This window comes from Cyanobium sp. T1G-Tous (assembly GCF_024345455.1).
Lineage (GTDB): Bacteria > Cyanobacteriota > Cyanobacteriia > PCC-6307 > Cyanobiaceae > Cyanobium_A.
In genome coordinates this window covers 205,001-222,555 of the sequence record NZ_JAGQBD010000001.1, presented here as the reverse complement: position 1 = coordinate 222,555, position 17,555 = coordinate 205,001, and the positions used below count along the sequence as shown (strand labels likewise).

The window sequence follows — 17,555 nt, the reverse complement described above, 5'->3', positions numbered from 1 at the left end:
GAGAATCATTGAAGAGCTATGGATCAGCTGCAGAGTCTTGAGTTTGGATCCGATTAACAGATGCCCCTCAGGTGCTGCAAAACAGTTACTGGATAATGTTGTGAAGTAGAGATAATCGATTGGCCCGGGGATCCAGTCGGTCGAATTGAAGCGCACATCCTCGATCGCCTCTTCCGGAAACAGAATTCCCAGCGGTAGCCTGGGCTGCTCGGCGGAGTGAGCATCAGCGCTGATAAGGCGCAAGGGGTAATCGAAATACCAGTACCAGAAAAAAAACTCAGATTCACCGAGACATACAACAGCAGACCATCCAGCAAAAGTGCATAGGAAGCGATTCCTAGGCGAACGATGCCAAGGTTCAACGAAGCCAGATTGGCTATCACCTCAGCCGAGCCGAGGGCTCCCAGCAGTGCCAGCAGACGGCGCAAACAGGCTGCGTTTCGGCGCAGCCTGGGTAGATAGGCCCACAACAACAAAGCCAGGTACAGCACCAGGCTGAGGGCGTAGGCCAGCATCAGCCCGTAGATGCATGTTACGAGCCAACTGGAGTAGGCGATCTCCCGGTGCAGAAGATGCTGCAGCAGTTGCCAGCGGATCAGCGCGCCGATCAGCACGGAAGCCAGCAACGCGCTCACATAGGGCAACGCGGCACGGGCGCTACTCATAAACCGTGGGCCTCCAGCAAGCTGGCGGCATAGCTACGGGCCTCGCCGGAATCGCCACCCGCCAGTTCGGCCAGCTCCGCCTGACGGGCCTGGGTGTCCCGCAGCTGGGACACCCGCGTATGGGTGACCCCCTCCAACACCTGCTTGGAGACGCGGAAGTGGTGGTCTGCCGCCGCGGCCACCAGGGGTTGGTGGGTGACGCAAAAGACCTGGCGCTGCTTAGCCAGGCGGGCCAGCAACTCGGCCATGGCACCGCTCACCCGGCCACTCACGCCCGTATCGATCTCATCGAAAAGCAGGGTGACGTGCTGGTCTGCCGCCGCCAGACAGGTTTTCAGAGCCAGCAGAAAGCGCGACATCTCACCGCCTGAGGCCACCTCAGCCAGGGGCGCCAGGGGCACACCCGGGTTGGCGGAAAACTGAAATTGCACCGCATCGGCTCCCTCCTCCCCCGCTGGCGCCGGTGCAATCGCCACCGCGAAACGCACATTGGCCAATCCCATCGGCCGCAGCGCCTGCATCAGTTGCTGCTCCAGGGCAGTGGCGGCCTGGCGGCGAGCGGCGCTGAGCGAGGCATTGGCCTGATCGCGAAGCTGGCGGGCTCGCTGCTCCGCCAACTCCAGGGCCTCCAGGGAAGCTTCGCCACCGCCGGGGGCCAGTTGCTGCCGCAGGCGATCGCGCAGGGCGATCAAACCAGCCAAATCCTGGCCATGGCGCCGCTCCAGGGCCTTGAGCTGGGCCATGCGCTCCTGCAGCTCCGCCAAGCTTTCTGGGTCGCTATCAAGTCCAGATCCGTAGCGATCCAGATCGCGAGCCAGATCCTGCAAAGCCGCCAAACCATCGCTGCAACAACTGCGCAGCTCCCTGACGCCGCCATCTAAGGCCTCCATCTGCAGCAGCTCCTGTTCGCAAGCTGCCAGGTGGTCCAGCACCGAGGGCGCCTGCTCTGCACCCTCCAGCAAGCGGCCCAGCAAAACCATCACCCCCTCCTGCAGCCGCACCCCATGGGCGAGGCGGTTTTCCTCGTTTTGGAGCTGCTGACGCTCCTGGGAATCTTGCAACTGGGCCGCCTCCAAGTCGGCCAGCAGTTGCTCCTGAGCCGCGCGCTGCTGCTCTAGCTGATCCCAGTCGCTGCGAGCCTGCTCCAGCGCCGCCGCCGCCTGTTTCCAATGGCGCCAGGCCGCCGCCACCGGCTCCAGCAAAAGCGGAAGGCTTTCACCGCCAAAGCGATCCAGCCAGCGGCGCTGCTGACCGGGCCGCGCCAGCTGCTGGGTTTGGCCCTGAACGGTGAGATCGAGCAGCAGGGGGCGCAGCTCCTGGATCTGGGCCCGGCTCACCACCACGCCATTAAGCCGATTGCGGCTGCTCAGACGCTCCTCCGTGAGGCGCCACTCGCGCGAAAGCAGCAGTTCGTCCTCCTCAACCTCCAGCTCCTGCTGCTGCAACCAGGCCTGCAAAGGGGGCGAAAGGCTGAAACTGGCCTCGATCGTGCCGCGCTCAGCGCCGCGGCGCAGCAGCCGGGCGCCGGCGCTGCCCTGGGCACCACCCAAAAGGGCATCAAGGGCATCAAGCAGGATCGATTTACCTGCTCCCGTCTCACCGGTCAGCACCGTGAAACCCTCGCTGAAGCTGAGCTCCAGCCGCTCGATCAGGGCGATGTTGCTGAGGCGCAGTCCCGTGAGCACGTCGGCCTCCGCTAACCGGACTGGGGTACCGGCCAGACCGTAGCGGCTGTGGGATTCGTTTAGAAGGGGGTTGGTGCGCCTTAGCGGTGCTTCGCCCGCCCAACTCCCATGGATCCCGACAACAACCAAGCCGAGTTGGGTGACTTTCTGGAGGCCGCTGGCCTGCTGAGCTACGACCCGGCAGCCATCACCAGGATTTACACCGGCCACCCGCAACGGCTATTCCGGCGCCTGTGGCAAACCCTCGTGCCGATCTGTCTCTACCTACTTGGTGTGGGCTTTGATTGGCTCACCGGGCGGCTCAAGGCTACGGAGGTAGCCAGGTGCCGCGCCAAGGAGGCAGCGGATCTAGTGGCTTCGCTCGGCCCCGCTTTCATCAAGGCCGGCCAGGCCCTCTCCACCCGGCCCGACATCGTGCCACCGCTGCTGCTGGAGGAACTTGCCCAGCTGCAAGACCAGCTGCCTGGCTTCGACTCCGCCCTGGCGATGGCCTGCATCGAAGAGGACCTGGGCGCGGCAGTACTCGATATCTACGAGCAACTCGACGCCGAGCCAATCTCGGCCGCTTCGCTGGGCCAGGTGCACAAGGGCGTGCTCAAGGGGGGTCAGGCGGTGGCCGTAAAGGTGCAGCGCCCAGGCCTGCGGGAGCAGATCACGCTCGACCTCTACATCGTGCGCAACATCGCTTCCTGGCTTAACCAAAACGTCGGCCTAATCCGCTCAGACCTGGTGGCCCTAATCGATGAACTGGGCAAGCGGGTGTTTGAGGAGATGGACTACTTCAACGAAGCCGCCAACGCCGAGCGCTTCGCCGAATTACACGCCCACAATCCCCGGATCACCGTTCCACGCATCTACCACCAGGCCACTAGCCGCCGGGTGCTCACCATGGAATGGATCGAGGGGGTGAAACTCACCAATCTCGAAGCGGTGCGCGGCATTGGCGTAGACCCCGACGACATGGTGAACGTCGGTGTTAATTGCAGCCTGCAGCAATTACTGGAACACGGCTTTTTCCACGCCGACCCCCACCCCGGCAACCTTTTAGCTCTGGCAGATGGCCGGCTCGCCTACCTCGACTTCGGCATGATGAGCGAGGTGAGCCGCGAATCACGCACCGGCCTGATTCAGGCGGTTGTACACCTGGTAAATCGCAGTTTCGGCAAGCTGAGTAAGGATTTCGTCAGCCTGGGCTTCCTGGCCGAAGACGTAAACCTCGAGCCAATAGTGCCCGCTTTTGAAAAGGTGTTCGGTCAAGCGATCGAGCAGGGAGTCAGCCGCATGGATTTCAAAGCGGTCACTGATGACCTTTCCGGCGTGATGTATCGCTTCCCCTTCCAGGTGCCGCCCTACTACGCCCTAATCATCCGCTCGCTGGTGACCCTGGAGGGCATCGCCCTCAGCGTTGATCCCGAGTTCAAGATCCTTGGCGCCGCCTACCCCTACTTCGCCCGGCGGCTGATGGAAGACCCCGATCCCACCCTGCGCCAGAGCCTCAAGGAGATGCTCTTCGACGGTGACATCTTCCGCTGGCAACGGCTCGACAACCTGATCGCTAGCGCCTCCCAAGGAGCCCAGCTCGATCTCGAAGGCCTGCTAGATCAGGTGCTGAGCTTTCTTTTCTCAGCAAACGGCGGGCTGCTACGCCAACAGCTGGTAGAGGCCATGGTTGGCCGCATGGATGCCATGGCCTGGCAAACCACCCTGCGCATCGGCAAACGCTTGCCAGAGCGGTTCCAACCTCCAGGTCTGCGCCGTCACCGTTTGAGCGAAGCGGGTGAACCGCTGCTCGACCTCGAGCCAGTGCGCCAGTTGATGGGCATATTGAAAGCCTTGCCCGGCTTTGAACCCCAGATGCTGCTGCGCCGCCTGCCACGCCTTGTGGGAGAACCGGAACTGCGCCAGATGGGAGTTCAACTAGCCAAAGGGCTGGCCGAGCGCAGCATGGTGCGCCTGGTGCGAGATGTGCTCGTCGCAGCCTGAATTTGAAAGCAATCGCCGTAGGCTTATCGCCATGCAAAAAGCGTCGATAGGCCGAAAACGTCAGGCCCTTGTTGCCATCGCCCTGGGCTTAAGCCTGGTAGTTCCTTGGCCTGCGGTCAGTCTGCCGCCAGCTGGTGCTGCTGAAAATCTGGTTTTTGTAAGCGGTGCCTTTCGCCGCTCCATTGCCGTTGCCGACCTGGAGCATCTGGCTAAGACCGGCCAGGCCCGAGGCCTGCTAGCCGATGTTTTGAGCTTCAGCCGCCAAAATCCCCAGGAGATCGCCAAGCTGCTGAATCAGTCGGTGAGCTTGCCTGTAGCACTTGTGAGCAGGCTGCTCAACACCCGAATCGGCGAGGCAATCCTGCAGCGCCTAGCTGTAGTTGTGTTCCCGCTCAAGGCATCCCAGGCCGGGATTCCAGCCATGCGCTCCGCCATGGTACTGGGGGTAGTTGAAGGCAACGGTTCGATATCTGCCCTTTCGTTCTTGCGCGCTTATCCCGCCCAGGAGATGGAAGTGAGCATCCCCGCCTTGATGAACCTGCTCAGCAAAGCCAGCTCGATTACCGAGCTGGTGCGCTTCTTCTCCGAATCACCGCTTGATGGGTTGCGCGGCGACGCGCCAGCAGCTGCGCCGTAGATTCACTGAAGTCACTGTCTAAATCGTGTCCTTGCTCCGTTCTCTGCAGCGTTTGAGCAAGGTCCCCTTTGCTGCCCGTCCCACCATGCAGGACTGGCCTGGCCTGATCGAGGCCTATCGGCGCTGGCTGCCAGTTTCAGAGCGCACACCCGTAATCACCCTGCGGGAAGGTTCCACACCTCTGATCCCAGCCCCTGTGATCGCCGAGCGAATCGGCCGCAGCGTCAAGGTCTATCTGAAATACGACGGCCTCAACCCCACCGGCTCCTTTAAAGACCGGGGCATGACCATGGCGATTTCCAAAGCCAAGGAAGCCGGTTCTGAAGCAGTGATCTGCGCCAGCACCGGCAATACCTCTGCTGCTGCGGCCGCCTATGCCCGCCGCGGAGGCATGCGGGCCTTTGTGCTGATCCCAGATGGCTATGTAGCCCAGGGAAAGCTGGCCCAAGCCCTGCTCTACGGCGCCGAGGTAATCGCCATCCAGGGCAACTTCGACAAAGCCCTGGCGATCGTGCAGGAAGTTGCCAACAAATATCCGGTCACCCTGGTGAATTCGGTGAACCCCTACCGATTGCAGGGCCAAAAAACCGCCGCCTTCGAGGTGGTGGATGCCCTTGGTGAAGCGCCGGACTGGCTTTGCATCCCGGTTGGCAACGCCGGCAACATCAGCGCCTACTGGATGGGATTCAACGAGTACTTAAAAGAGGGCCATTGCCGCAAGCTGCCCCGAATGATGGGCTTTCAAGCGGCTGGTTCTGCTCCTTTGGTGCTGGGACACACGGTTGAGCAGCCAGACACCATCGCCACGGCGATCCGCATCGGCAACCCGGTGAATCGTGAAAAGGCCCTAAACGTGCGCACCGAAAGCGGTGGCAACTTCATGGCCGTCACCGACGCTGAGATTATCGATGCCTACAAGCTACTGGGCAGCGGCGAGGGCGTGTTCTGCGAGCCAGCTAGTGCCGCCTCGGTCGCAGGCCTGCTCAAGCACCACCAGGAGGTGCCTCAGGGAGCCACGGTGGTTTGTGTGCTCACCGGCAACGGCCTCAAGGATCCAACTACCGCCATCGAAAACAATGACGCCCGCTTCCATACCGGTCTGGAGGCGGACACCGCCAAGGTGGCCGAAGTGATGGGTTTCTAAGCAATCCCAGGCCAGGCCCAAGCCCAGGCCTAGCCAAAAGCTTCAACCAATCAGCAAAGCGTCTGCTGAACAGCTGGGGAAAAGTCGCCAGAAACCGCGGAGAAGCTCTCGCCTTAGCCAAGTCCCTCGGCCTCAAAGTTTTCCCCAGCCCCTGGAAACGGCGGAAAGGCTGATTTTTACCCCAGCTGGCCCAGGCCACACCCCAGGGCTGATCCAGACTAAAGCCAGCTGCAGCAAAGAGATTTTCGGTTTTCCCCGGTTTCCTCAACCCCTACTAAAACGGTTTTAATTTCTTTCTTGAGCTTGATCAATCAAACCTTTAGAAGAACGCAGCAAGACGGATCACCGGCGTTGCGGAATCAGCCGCCCTGTGGAAGCGTGGGGTAGCCCTTGATCAAGCCGTCAGGCTCCCCGGCACAAACGCCATGAAGCTGGTCTGCTCCCAGTCTGAACTCAGCTCCAGCCTGCAGCTGGTGAGCAGGGCCGTGGCAAGTCGTCCCACCCATCCGGTGCTGGCCAACGTGTTGCTCACCGCTGATGCGGGCACGGGACGACTCAGCCTCACCGGTTTTGATCTCAGCCTGGGCATTCAGACCAGCATCAGCGCCAGCGTTGAGACCAGCGGCGCCATCACCCTGCCCGCCCGGTTGTTTGGTGAAATTGTTTCGCGCCTCTCGAGTGATAGCCCGATCACGCTGAATTGCGCTGAGGGTTCCGAGCAGGTGGAGCTCACAAGCCTTTCGGGCAGCTACCAGATGCGGGGCATGCCTGCCGATGATTTTCCCGACCTGCCCCTAGTGCAGAGCGGTACGCCGATTCGCTTGGAAGCGGAAGCCCTGGTTAAGGGTCTGCGCGCCACCCTATTTGCCAGTAGTGGCGACGAAGCCAAGCAACTGCTCACTGGTGTGCACCTGGGCCTTGATCCGGCCGGGCTGGAATGTGCGGCAACGGATGGCCATCGTCTGGCCGTGCTCCGGCTTGCCCATGCGACCGCCTCTGGCCAAAACGAAGCCGAGGAGCCTTTTGCCGTCACCGTGCCAGCTCGCTCGTTGCGGGAGCTGGAGCGTCTGCTCTCAGGACGTCAATCTGAAGAGCCCTTAAGCCTGTTCTGTGATCGCGGCCAGGTGGTGTTCCTCTGGGCCGACCAGGTGCTCACCAGCCGCAGCCTTGATGGCACCTACCCCAACTACCGCCAGTTGATTCCAGAGAGCTTCACTCGCACGATCAATCTCGAGCGCCGCGCTCTGGTGTCGGCTCTTGAGCGAGTGGCTGTGCTTGCTGATCAGCACAACAATGTCGTCAAGCTCAGTGCCGAGCCCGCCACCGGTCAAATATTGATTCAGGCCGATGCCCAGGACGTGGGCAGTGGTTCTGAAGGACTCGCTGCCACCATCGAGGGTGAAGCGATTCAGATTGCCTTCAACGTGCGCTACCTGCTCGATGGCCTCAAGGCCATGGCCTGTGATCGGGTGCTGTTGCAGTGCAACGCCCCCACCACGCCTGCGATTTTGACTCCTGCGGAAGGGGATCAATTCACCTACCTGGTGATGCCCGTTCAGATCCGCAGCTGACGGTGACTCCCCTTCCGGAGCAGGTGCTGCTGAGTGAGTTGCTGCGCCGGCATGTCCGCTGTGATCAGGGGCTCGATCACGGTGCCGGCGTGCAGGTGTGGATGCATCCCCTTGTTCACCGGGTGCTGGGTTGGGTTTCAAAGCCGTCGGCTTTTGGCAATCGCCGCGAGGTGTGGCGTCTCAACCAGTTGCGGGGCATTGCCGAGCTGGAAGTACTGGTGCAGGGCGAACCAGCCGAAACCGAGCTTGGTGTGTTGGAGAAGTTGCCGACTTTGATCGATGCGGCTGTGCTGGATCGCCGTCAGCAACCGATCGGCACCCTGGCTGATGCCGCCATCGATTTGCGTAGTGGCCGTATTCGTCATTATTTGGTGAGTCGCAGTGATCCACGTCTGCCGGGCAGTAGCCGTTGGCGATTGAGCTTGGATCGCCTGCTGGATCAGCAGCCAGGCCAGGTGCTCACCGCCCTGGAGAGCATCGACGACCTGCCCCTAGCCCGGGCAAGTGTGCGGCAAGAGTTTTTGCGTCGTTCAAGGCGCTGGCGCGATCAGGTGCAGGAGGCGGGCAACCGATTTGAGGAGAGGCTGGAGGGTTGGCTTGAGGAGCCGCCTTGGCAGGAGCCGGAGGGGTTAGATCAGCCCTACGAAACCGATGCCCCCCCTCGCCGCCGCCGTTCTGAACCTCCTGCTGAAGAGGAAGATCCCTGGATTTGAACCCCGCCTAGACCAGTTCCAGTTGCATTGAGGCCCGCTCGGCGAGACTGCAGTGATCTTGCCCAGCTGCACGTGGTTGCCGCCTCTTTCGAAGCACCGGCCTATTCGGTTCCCGATGCCCTCAAGAAGGAGAACCTCAGCCAGGCCGACTACGACGAGATTTGCCGTCGCCTCGGTCGCGCTCCCAATCGGGCCGAACTGGGCATGTTTGGGGTGATGTGGTCGGAGCACTGCTGCTACCGCAACTCGCGCCCGCTGCTGCAGGGATTCCCCACCACTGGCCCGCGCATCCTGGTGGGCCCCGGTGAGAACGCCGGCGTGGTGGATTTGGGCGAGGGCCAGCGCCTCGCCTTCAAGATCGAGAGCCACAACCACCCCTCGGCGGTGGAGCCGTTCCAGGGGGCGGCCACGGGTGTGGGCGGCATCCTGCGCGACATCTTCACCATGGGCGCCCGGCCGATCGCCCTGCTCAACGCCCTGCGTTTCGGACCCCTGGAGGACGAGCGCAATGTGGGCCTGATGGAGGGCGTGGTGGCCGGCATTGCCCACTACGGCAACTGCGTGGGCGTGCCCACCGTGGGTGGGGAGGTGGCGTTTGACCCCAGCTACTCCGGCAATCCGCTGGTGAACGCCATGGCCCTGGGGCTGATGGAAACCGAGGAGATCGTCTGCTCCGGCGCTGAGGGGGTGGGCTACCCGGTGATCTACGTGGGCAGCACCACCGGCCGCGATGGCATGGGCGGTGCCAGCTTCGCCTCGGCTGAGCTCACCGAGGCCTCTCTCGATGATCGCCCCGCCGTGCAGGTGGGTGATCCCTTTTTGGAGAAGGGCCTGATCGAGGCCTGTCTGGAGGCCTTCCAGAGCGGTGATGTGGTGGCCGCCCAAGACATGGGTGCTGCCGGCCTTACCTGCAGCTGCTCGGAGATGGCCGCCAAGGGCGGCTTGGGCATCGAGCTCGACCTCGACAAGGTGCCCGCCCGCGAGGCCGGCATGACCGCCTATGAGTTTTTGCTGAGCGAATCCCAGGAGCGGATGCTGTTTGTGGTCAAGCCCGGCCGGGAGGAGGCGCTGATGGCGCGCTTCAGCCGCTGGGGCCTGCAGGCCGCCGTGGTGGGCCGGGTGCTGGAAGACAACATCGTGCGGGTGCTCCAGCACGGCGAAGTGGCGGCCGAGGTGCCCGCCAGCGCCTTGGCGGACGACACCCCGATCAATCACCACACATTGATAAGCGAGCCACCGGCTGAGATCCAGGCCCACTGGCGCTGGAGCGAGGCCGAGTTGCCCTCCGAGTTGCCGTTCAGTTGGAACGACGCCCTGCTGGCGCTCCTCGACGATCCCACCATCGCTTCCAAGCGCTGGGTGTACCGCCAGTACGACCATCAGGTGCAGGCCAACACGGTGGTGCTCCCCGGCGGCGCCGATGCGGCCGTGGTGCGGCTGCGGCCCCAGCAGGGTGAGGGCGCCATGGCGGCCGCCAGCCGTGGCGTGGCGGCGGTGGTGGATTGCCCCAACCGCTGGGTGGCCCTCGACCCCGAGCGCGGCGGCATGGCGGCGGTAGCCGAGGCGGCCCGCAACCTCAGCTGCGTGGGGGCCGAGCCCTTGGCCGTGACGGACAACCTCAATTTCCCTTCGCCGGAAACCCCCACCGGTTACTGGCAGTTGGCGATGGCCTGCCGCGGCCTTTCGAAGGCCTGCAGTGCCCTGGACACCCCGGTCACCGGCGGCAACGTCTCCCTCTACAACGAGACCCGCCTGCCCGATGGCCGCATGCAGCCGATCCACCCCACGCCGGTGGTGGGCATGGTGGGCCTGGTGCACGATCTGGCCCAGGTGCGCGGCCAGGCCTGGCGAGCGGCCGGCGATGCCATCTGGCTGCTGGGGGTGCCGCTGGAAACGGGCGAGGCTCCAGCCGATCCACGCTTGAGCCTGGCCGGCAGCAGCTATCTGGAGCGGCTGCATGGAGCCGTCACCGGGCGCCCGCCGGAGATTGATCTGCAATTGGAGCGCGCGGTTCAGGGCTTCCTGCGCCAGGCCATTGCCCAGGGCTTGGTGGCCTCCGCCCACGACCTCAGCGATGGCGGCCTGGCGGTGGCTGCGGCCGAGTGCTGCATCGCCACCATTTCTGTAATGCCTCTGGGGGCCGAGCTGGAGATCCCGGCTAGCAGCGCCCGGTTGGATCGGCTGCTGTTTGCCGAGGGTGGTGCCCGCATCCTTGTGAGCGTGCCCGCAGGCCAGGATGCCTCCTGGCAGCAGGCTCTTGCGGCTGCTGCAGTGCCGGCCGAGCGGCTAGGTGTGGTTACGGCCGCTGCCAGCCTGGTAATCCGCCAAGCAGGCCAGCCTTTGCTTGAGCAGAGCCTGGCGGCACTGGAGGCCTGCTACGAGCAGGCCATCCCGCGGCGAATGGGCGAGGGCGCTCGTGCAGAATGAAATTTCACCGTGATTGTTGATGGGCCTGTGCTGGTGATGCGTCCGGACAAGCCCGAGGAAGCCTGCGGCGTCTATGCCGTGCTGGCGCCGGGGCAACCGGTGGCCAACCTCACTTACTTCGGCCTATACGCCCTGCAGCATCGCGGCCAGGAATCGGCCGGTATCGCTGTGTTTGATGCAGAGCGCAAGGTGCGCCTGCACAAGGACATGGGCCTGGTGAGCCAGGTGTTTGATCAGGCCGTGCTGGAGCGCCTTACTGGCGATCTAGCCATCGGCCACAACCGCTATTCCACCACCGGCAGCAGCAAGGTTTGCAACGCTCAGCCGGTGGTGCTCAACACCCGCATTGGCCCTTTCGCCCTTGCCCATAACGGCAATTTGGTCAATGCAGCCGAGCTCCGCCACGATCTGGCGTCCATTGCCAGCGAGCTCACCTCCACCACCGACTCCGAACTGATCGCTTTTGCGATTCAGCAGGCCGTGAACCGTGGCTTGGATTGGGATGGGGCGATTCGGGCCGCTGCCGAGTGCTGCCGCGGTGCCTTCAGCTTGGTGATCGGCACGCCTGATGGGCTTTTTGCCCTCCGGGATGGCCATGGCATCCGGCCTTTAGTGTTTGGCCATATCGGTGAAACGGAGCAAGCCCAGTGGGTGGTGAGCAGTGAGTCGTGCGGGCTCGACATTATCGGTGCCGCCTTTGATGGCGATGTGGAGCCCGGCGAAATCATCCACTTCCGTCCAGGCCAAGCCGAACCCAGCCGCAGCCGTTGGTGCGAGCAGCCCACCAAGCTGTGCGTCTTCGAGATGATCTATTTCGCCAGGCCTGATAGCCGCTTCTTCGGCGAATCCCTCTATAGCTACAGGGTGCGAATTGGCGAGGCCCTGGCCCGGGAAACACCGGTTGAAGCCGACATAGTCATTGGCGTTCCCGATTCCGGTATTCCGGCAGCGATTGGCTATTCCCAGCTCAGCGGTATCCCGTTTGCTGATGGCTTGATCAAGAACCGCTATGTAGGCCGCACCTTCATCCAGCCCACCCAGGCGATGCGGGAGGCCGGCATCAGGGTAAAGCTAAACCCCCTGCCAGATGTGCTTGCCGGCAAGCGCGTTGTGGTGATCGACGACTCAATTGTGCGGGGCACCACCAGTCGCAAGTTGGTGCAAGCCCTGCGGGATGCCGGTGCCACCGAGGTGCATATGCGGATTAGTTCGCCGCCGGTTACCCATCCCTGCTTCTACGGCATCGATACCGATACCCAGGACCAGCTGATTGCTGCCCGCCTCACCCTGGAAGAAATTGCCGCCCATCTTGGCGTCGATTCGCTCGCCTACCTGAGCAAGCAGGGCATGGTGGATGCGGCCCATGCCAATTCCGCCCACTTCTGCACCGCTTGCTTTGACGGCGCCTATCCCATCGAAATGGACGAGCAGGTGAGCTCCAGCAAGTTGATGCTTGAGCCGGCCGGTATCGCTGCCAAGGTGCTGCAAGAGCTCTAAGGGCTGCCTGGTGCCCTCCGTAGTTAGTTGATAAGAGGTATTAGCTCCTGAATCTGTTGGCCTTGGGGCAGCTTCAAGTTGATGCCTATGCCGCTGGTGTCTTCGCCTTCCAGCTCGTTTAAGTCGATGCGGCAGCTCCAGCCCTTATCGGTCAATAGTCCCAGTACGGCGCTTCCAACCGCAGCACTTGTTGGGCTTTGCAGGTCGACCAGGTAATCGCCCCGCTGTTGCAGCCGCAGGCCGATCTGACCCATGTCGCCCCGCTGACAGGGCCGCAGGCTCGACACCAGCAGCCGCTTCAGTTGACCACTGGCAGTGGCCAGCACCACTGCGCTTTGGTTTGCGCCGTTGGTTTCCCCTTCCGTTGCAGGCAGGCAGGCGGCACCCACCAGCTGCTCTCCGGGCAACAGGCGCATCAATAGGGGGCCTTGGGCAGCGCGCCCCATCAGGGGCAGCTGGCTTTCATCGAGGCTTAGCCGCAGCACGCGGCCGCTGCTGGTCGCCACTACCAAGGTGTCTCCTTCCTGGCCGGCCACCACCCGCCGCAGGGTCACGCCCTCCTTGAGCTTGAGCACGGTGGTGGCCCGGCCAGACAGTTCCTGAAACTCCTCAATCGGCAGCCGTTTGAAGCGCCCGTCGCTGCTTAGGAGTCCCAGGCTGCCTTGGTCGGGTAGGGGAAGCACCTGCACCACCGCTTCGCCTTCGATGCTGTCGGGAAGGAAGCGCTCCAGCTTCCCCGGCTGCTGGCCGGCGAATTCCCAGCGCAATAAGGCCACCCGGCCACTACCCGTGAAGGCCAGCAGCAGCGGTTGCTCGGCGATCGGCAGGATCAGCCGGGCTGGGGCCGGATGCTCTCCTAGTTGGATGGGTTCATCTAGGTGCAGGCGCCCCAGCATTTGGGCGCTGAGGATTTTCACGGCTCCATCGGCCTGGATCAGTAGCCGGCTTTCGGGGGCCAGGGCGCCAAAGGCTTGCTGGCGCTGCAGTTCGGCGTTGGGGCGGATGGCTGCAGCTCGCTGGGCCACCAGGGCATCGCCGCCCTCCACCAGCCGGGTGCGCCGGGGCGTGGCAAAGCGCTTGCGCAGGGCTTTGAGTTCGGCCACCAGGGTGTCAAGCAGCACGGTGCGGTCGTCCAGCAGGTGGCGCAGCCGCTCGCGTTCCACGGCCAATTCGGCAGCTTCCTTGCGCAGGCTTTCCTGTTCAAGGCCCGTGAGGCGCCGCAGTGGCATCGACAACACCGCATCGGCCTGACGCTCGCTCAGGTCGAGTTGCACCTGCAGGGCCGCTCGGGCACTGGCGGCATCGGGTGCTGCGGTGATCAGGGCGATCACCTGCTGCAGGGCATGGAGCGCCTTGAGCAGGCCTTCCACGACCTCAAGGCGGTCTTCGCAGCGCTTGAGGGCGTGGCGGGTGCGGCGGATCAGGGTCAGTTCCCGATAGTCCAGGAATTCCTGCAGTAGGCGACGCAGGTTCAGCTGAACCGGCTGGCCGTTTACCAGGGCCAGCATGATGGCGCCGAAGTTGCTTTGCAGGGCGGTGCGGCGCTGCAGGTCGGCCAGCACGGTTTCGGCGTTGGCGTCGCGGCGGAGTTCAACCACCACCCGCATGCCTTCACGGTCGCTTTCGTCGCGGATATCGGCGATGCCGCCGATCTTGCCGTCATTTACCTGTTCGGCCAGTTTCTCAATCCAGCCGGCTTTGCTGAGCTGGTAGGGCAGCTCGGTGATCACCACGGCGCCGCGGCGATGGCGTCCCTTTCCTGGCTGTACCTCCTCGATGTGGGCGACGCCCCGCATCGGGATGCTGCCGCGGCCCACGAGGTAGGTATCGCGGACCCCTTGCCCCACCAGTACTTCGCCACCGGTGGGAAAGTCGGGGCCGGGCACTAGCTCCAGCAGCTTTTCGTCGCTCAGCTCCGGTTTGCGCACCAAGGCGATCAGGGCATCCACCACCTCGCCCAGGTTGTGGGGCGGGATGTTGGTGGCCATACCCACGGCGATACCGGTGCAGCCGTTTAGCAGCAGGAAGGGCAGCTGGGCTGGCAGCACCGTCGGCTCCTGCTGGGAGCCATCGAAGTTGGCCGCGAAATCAACGGTGTCGGCGCCGATTTCATCGAGCAGCGCTTCGTTGGCGATTGGAGCCAGACGGGTTTCGGTGTAGCGCATCGCCGCCGGCGGGTCGTCGTCGACGGAGCCGAAGTTGCCGTGGCCATCAAGCAGGGGATGGCGGCTGGCGAAAGTTTGCACTTGGCGCACCAGGGCGTCGTAGACGGCCTGATCACCATGGGGGTGGTACTTGCCGAGTACGTCGCCGACGACCCGGGCGCATTTGCGGTAGGGACGATCAGGGGTGAGCCCCAGCTCGTGCATCGCAAACAGAATGCGGCGCTGCACTGGCTTGAGGCCGTCGCGTGCATCCGGCAGGGCCCTACCAACGATCACGCTCATGGCGTATTCGAGGTAGGAGCGCTGCATCTCCAGGTGCAGCGCAATCGGCTCGATGCGGGCGTCGTTGCCCGGTCCGATGGATTCGCCTGGTCGCTCCTCGGCCATCCGGTGTTGGGGTCTGGGGCAGCAAGCTGGGGCTCAGCCTACAGATGCTGTCCAGGCCTCCCCATTTACTCCTCGTCGCTGCTTTCGCCCTCCGGGCTGGCATTGGCAAGGGCCCGATCCACCACCGGTTTGAGTTCGGCCAGCTTGAAGAGTTCGGCGGTGGTGCTGCGCAGCTTCGGACCCCAGAGCTGCTCCTTCTGGTGGCTGTCGAGCACGTAGTTGGGTTCGGTGTCGAGGGCCTTGCCAACCAATTCGACAGCTTCGCTGCGATTTTCCGGACCGTTGGCAAACAGACTGGCTGCCAGGGCCAGGGTTGGTTCAGCCGCATCTGGCTTGATCTTCAACACCTCGCGCCAGCGGCTGATGGCCGCCTTTGTATTGCCCTGCTCGAACAACACCAGCCCCTGGTTGTTGAGGGCTTCCCAGAAGCCTTTGCGCAGGGAAGAGGCCCGCTCAAAGGCAGCCAAGGCTTGGCCGCTCTGGCCTAGCAGGATGCGGGCGTTGCCCAGGTCGAAATAGGCGCCGGCGTTGCGCTTATCCAGTTTCAGGCCCTGCTCCAAAAGGCCGATGGCCTCATTGGGTTTGCTGGCCCGCAGGGCTAGGGAACCCTCGGCAAACCAGATTCCAGGGTTGCGTGGATCGAGTTGCTTGGCCTTGGCCAACGATATGCCGGCCTGTTCAAGCTGGTTGCTGCGCAGCTGGGCCTCGGCCAGCAAGACCCAACCACGAGGATCTTCTGGTAGCAGCTGCACCGTCAGGGCAGCCAGCCTGGCGGCGTCCCTGGCTTGACCAAGTCGCAGCAGCCGGGCCGCCGCCTGGGCGATGCCCAGACCTGCAGCTTCGAGTTCCTGCCGTTGGGGCACGTACACGTAGGGCACCAACGCCCGGGCGGGCAGCCCCGATGTCAGCAGTAGCCCGAGGGCAGCGGGCAGCAGGGCAGTTCTGAAATCAGGGCGCGACCAGCGCGGAGCCATTACGGGGAGACGGGTTTGGCCAGCCTAGGCAGTGCCGCTCCGGCTGGCCCGCAGGTTGCGCCGCCACATCCAGGGTTTGAGTCGGCGCAGGGCCGAGGCTCGCAGCTTGGTATCCCAGTCGGAGTCGCTCCATCCCAGGGCTTCCTCGGCCTGCAGGTTCAGCAGCCAGGGCCGGGGCTGCAAATCTGCATCTTCACTGCTTCGCAGCGGCTGTTGATTCCAGGGACACACGTCCTGGCAGATGTCGCAGCCGGCGACCCAGCCCTCCAATTTGCTGGTGATCGCTTGCGGCAGTTCGGGATCGCGGTTTTCGATGGTGTGAAAGGCCAGGCAGCGGCGGCTGTCCACCACGAAGGGCTCGCTGATGGCGCCGGTGGGACAGGCAGGCAGGCAGCGGCTGCAGCTGCCGCAAAGGGGTGTGGCGGCAGCATCGGCAGGCAGCTCCAAGGTGGTGAGCAGGTGGCCCAGCAGTAGCCAGGAGCCCCGCTCGCGATTGATCAGGTTGCCGTTTTTGCCAATCCAGCCCAGCCCGGCCTGCTCGGCCCAGGCCTTATCCATCAGCGGTGCACTGTCGACGCAGGCCCGCCAACCCACCCCAGGCACCTGCTGCTCCAACCAGCGACCCAGCTGGCGCAGGCGGCCATCGATCACCCGGTGGTAGTCCCGCCCCCAGCCGTAGCGGGCCACCTTGAGCGCCCCCGGTGCCCGATCGGCCTCCACGTAGTAGTTGAGGCCCACCGCCAGCAGGCTGCGCACCCCGGGCAGCAGTTGCTCCACCGCGCGCCGGCGCGGGTCGGCCATCCAGGCCATGTCGGCTTGATAGCCCGCTGCCAGCCAGCGCTCCAGGGCCGCCGTTCGCAGGCCTAGGCGCTCTCCGGCTGGCACGGCGGCGAGGCCCACAGGGTCAAAGCCAAGCTGCTGGGCTTGCTGTTTTAAACGGAGTGCAAGGTCGTGATGGGCGTGCAGCGTCATCGCCCGTACAGTTGCGCCGTTGTCTAAATCTGCCGCGAGACCCTTCTGTGAGCACTGCTTCCTTCGGCCGCCTGGGCCACCTGTTGCGTTGGCTCGGCCTCACCCTGGTCGTGTTGCTGGCCCTGCAGTTGCTGGTGCTGCTGGGCTCTTGGAACTGGGCTGAAGAGGGATATCGCCAGCTGCTGATGGATCGGCTGGTCAACCAGTCGCCGATGGCCTTAGTTGGTTTGTTGCTGATGCTATTTGGCAGTCGCATCGACCATCCGGCCGCTGGCCGCACCCCGCTGCGCTGGCTTGTGGCCGTAGTGAGCATCCTGCTGGCCCTTGCCCTGGTCGTGGCGGTGCCGGTTTCAATCAGCGGCGACCGCAGCCTCTCCGAACAGGCAGACCAGCAGCTGGCTGCTCGCAAGGGTCAGCTGGAAATGGCCCGCGCCCAAATGGACAATCCCCAGGTAATTAACCAATTGATTGCCCAGGCCGCCCAGGCCGGCCAGATCCCCGCTGATGCCACTCCGGAGCAGCAGCAGGCGGCTGCTAAGAGTTTCATGCAGCGCCAGTTGCAGCAGGCCGAAGGTCAGCTGCAGCAGCAACAGCGCGCTCGCGATCTCACGGTCAACCAGCGTCGTTATGGCGGCACTGGTACAGCAGTTGTGCTGGCCATTGGCTTCGTGCTTCTGGCCTTAGTGGCCCTGCTGTGAGGCCGGCTGGCTAAGTTGAAAGCAGATTGCTGAAGGC

The 17,555-nt window shown here is 63.6% G+C and carries 13 protein-coding genes; 8 read left to right on the top strand and 5 right to left on the bottom strand.

The features are described from left to right. Window positions 1–53: 53 nt before the first annotated feature. Together KBY75_RS01085 and recN are read right to left on the bottom strand one after the other, a co-directional pair. Window positions 54–665, bottom strand: coding sequence for a hypothetical protein (locus tag KBY75_RS01085; RefSeq protein WP_255022625.1), 612 nt, complete (start codon window positions 663–665; stop codon window positions 54–56). Further along, entirely contained in the window at window positions 662–2,350 is a 1,689-nt protein-coding gene (gene recN / locus KBY75_RS01080; protein ID WP_255022703.1) for a DNA repair protein RecN, read from the bottom strand. Before recN ends, KBY75_RS01085 begins: the two co-directional genes overlap by 4 nt. Before the next feature lie 108 nt (window positions 2,351–2,458). Between recN and KBY75_RS01075 the strand changes: the two genes are divergently transcribed. The 7 genes from KBY75_RS01075 (at window position 2,459) to purF (ending at window position 12,322) form a co-directional block, all read left to right on the top strand. Continuing rightward, window positions 2,459–4,333, top strand: a complete 1,875-nt coding sequence (locus tag KBY75_RS01075) for an AarF/ABC1/UbiB kinase family protein (RefSeq protein ID WP_255022624.1) — start codon at window positions 2,459–2,461, stop codon at window positions 4,331–4,333. A gap of 31 nt (window positions 4,334–4,364) precedes the next feature. Next, entirely contained in the window at window positions 4,365–4,970 is a 606-nt protein-coding gene (locus tag KBY75_RS01070) for an alpha/beta hydrolase (protein ID WP_255022623.1), read from the top strand. Window positions 4,971–5,055: 85 nt separating this feature from the next. Next, window positions 5,056–6,114 carry a threonine synthase gene (thrC, locus tag KBY75_RS01065; RefSeq protein ID WP_255022702.1) on the top strand — a complete coding sequence of 353 codons (1,059 nt, stop codon included), beginning with the start codon at window positions 5,056–5,058 and terminating at the stop codon, window positions 6,112–6,114. 425 nt (window positions 6,115–6,539) lie between these two features. Continuing rightward, on the top strand, window positions 6,540–7,685 hold the full coding sequence (dnaN, locus tag KBY75_RS01060) for a DNA polymerase III subunit beta (protein WP_254935320.1): 1,146 nt from the start codon (window positions 6,540–6,542) through the stop codon (window positions 7,683–7,685). Between the two features lie 2 nt (window positions 7,686–7,687). Beyond that, complete coding sequence (locus KBY75_RS01055) at window positions 7,688–8,398, top strand: RNA methyltransferase (RefSeq protein ID WP_255022622.1); 711 nt, start codon at window positions 7,688–7,690, stop codon at window positions 8,396–8,398. A gap of 72 nt (window positions 8,399–8,470) precedes the next feature. Continuing rightward, complete coding sequence (gene purL / locus KBY75_RS01050; protein ID WP_255022621.1) at window positions 8,471–10,825, top strand: phosphoribosylformylglycinamidine synthase subunit PurL; 2,355 nt, start codon at window positions 8,471–8,473, stop codon at window positions 10,823–10,825. Window positions 10,826–10,861: 36 nt separating this feature from the next. Continuing rightward, window positions 10,862–12,322, top strand: coding sequence for an amidophosphoribosyltransferase (gene purF / locus KBY75_RS01045; RefSeq protein WP_255022620.1), 1,461 nt, complete (start codon window positions 10,862–10,864; stop codon window positions 12,320–12,322). 23 nt (window positions 12,323–12,345) lie between these two features. Here the strand turns inward: purF and KBY75_RS01040 are convergent, their stop codons facing one another. From KBY75_RS01040 to queG, 3 genes are all read right to left on the bottom strand, one after another. After that, complete coding sequence (locus tag KBY75_RS01040) at window positions 12,346–14,874, bottom strand: DNA topoisomerase (ATP-hydrolyzing) subunit A (protein WP_255022619.1); 2,529 nt, start codon at window positions 14,872–14,874, stop codon at window positions 12,346–12,348. Between the two features lie 65 nt (window positions 14,875–14,939). After that, window positions 14,940–15,848, bottom strand: coding sequence for a tetratricopeptide repeat protein (locus KBY75_RS01035; RefSeq protein ID WP_254935315.1), 909 nt, complete (start codon window positions 15,846–15,848; stop codon window positions 14,940–14,942). 24 nt (window positions 15,849–15,872) lie between these two features. After that, window positions 15,873–16,820 (bottom strand): tRNA epoxyqueuosine(34) reductase QueG, encoded by a 948-nt coding sequence (gene queG / locus KBY75_RS01030; RefSeq protein ID WP_255022618.1) that lies wholly within the window; start codon window positions 16,818–16,820, stop codon window positions 15,873–15,875. A 47-nt stretch (window positions 16,821–16,867) separates the two neighbouring features. On the opposite strand from queG, the gene KBY75_RS01025 reads away from it, so the two are divergent. Continuing rightward, entirely contained in the window at window positions 16,868–17,518 is a 651-nt protein-coding gene (locus KBY75_RS01025; protein WP_254935313.1) for an HpsJ family protein, read from the top strand. Window positions 17,519–17,555: the final 37 nt, after the last annotated feature.

Excerpts from the sequence above, each read along its gene's own strand:
- KBY75_RS01085 (WP_255022625.1), bottom strand. The coding sequence starts at position 665 with ATGAGTAGCGCCCGTGCCGCGTTGCCCTATGTGAGCGCGTTGCTGGCT.
- KBY75_RS01075 (WP_255022624.1), top strand. The coding sequence starts at position 2,459 with ATGGATCCCGACAACAACCAAGCCGAGTTGGGTGACTTTCTGGAGGCC.
- KBY75_RS01070 (WP_255022623.1), top strand. The coding sequence starts at position 4,365 with ATGCAAAAAGCGTCGATAGGCCGAAAACGTCAGGCCCTTGTTGCCATC.
- thrC (WP_255022702.1), top strand. The coding sequence starts at position 5,056 with ATGCAGGACTGGCCTGGCCTGATCGAGGCCTATCGGCGCTGGCTGCCA.
- dnaN (WP_254935320.1), top strand. The coding sequence starts at position 6,540 with ATGAAGCTGGTCTGCTCCCAGTCTGAACTCAGCTCCAGCCTGCAGCTG.
- purF (WP_255022620.1), top strand. The coding sequence starts at position 10,862 with ATGCGTCCGGACAAGCCCGAGGAAGCCTGCGGCGTCTATGCCGTGCTG.
- KBY75_RS01040 (WP_255022619.1), bottom strand. The coding sequence starts at position 14,874 with ATGGCCGAGGAGCGACCAGGCGAATCCATCGGACCGGGCAACGACGCC.
- KBY75_RS01035 (WP_254935315.1), bottom strand. The coding sequence starts at position 15,848 with ATGGCTCCGCGCTGGTCGCGCCCTGATTTCAGAACTGCCCTGCTGCCC.
- queG (WP_255022618.1), bottom strand. The coding sequence starts at position 16,820 with ATGACGCTGCACGCCCATCACGACCTTGCACTCCGTTTAAAACAGCAA.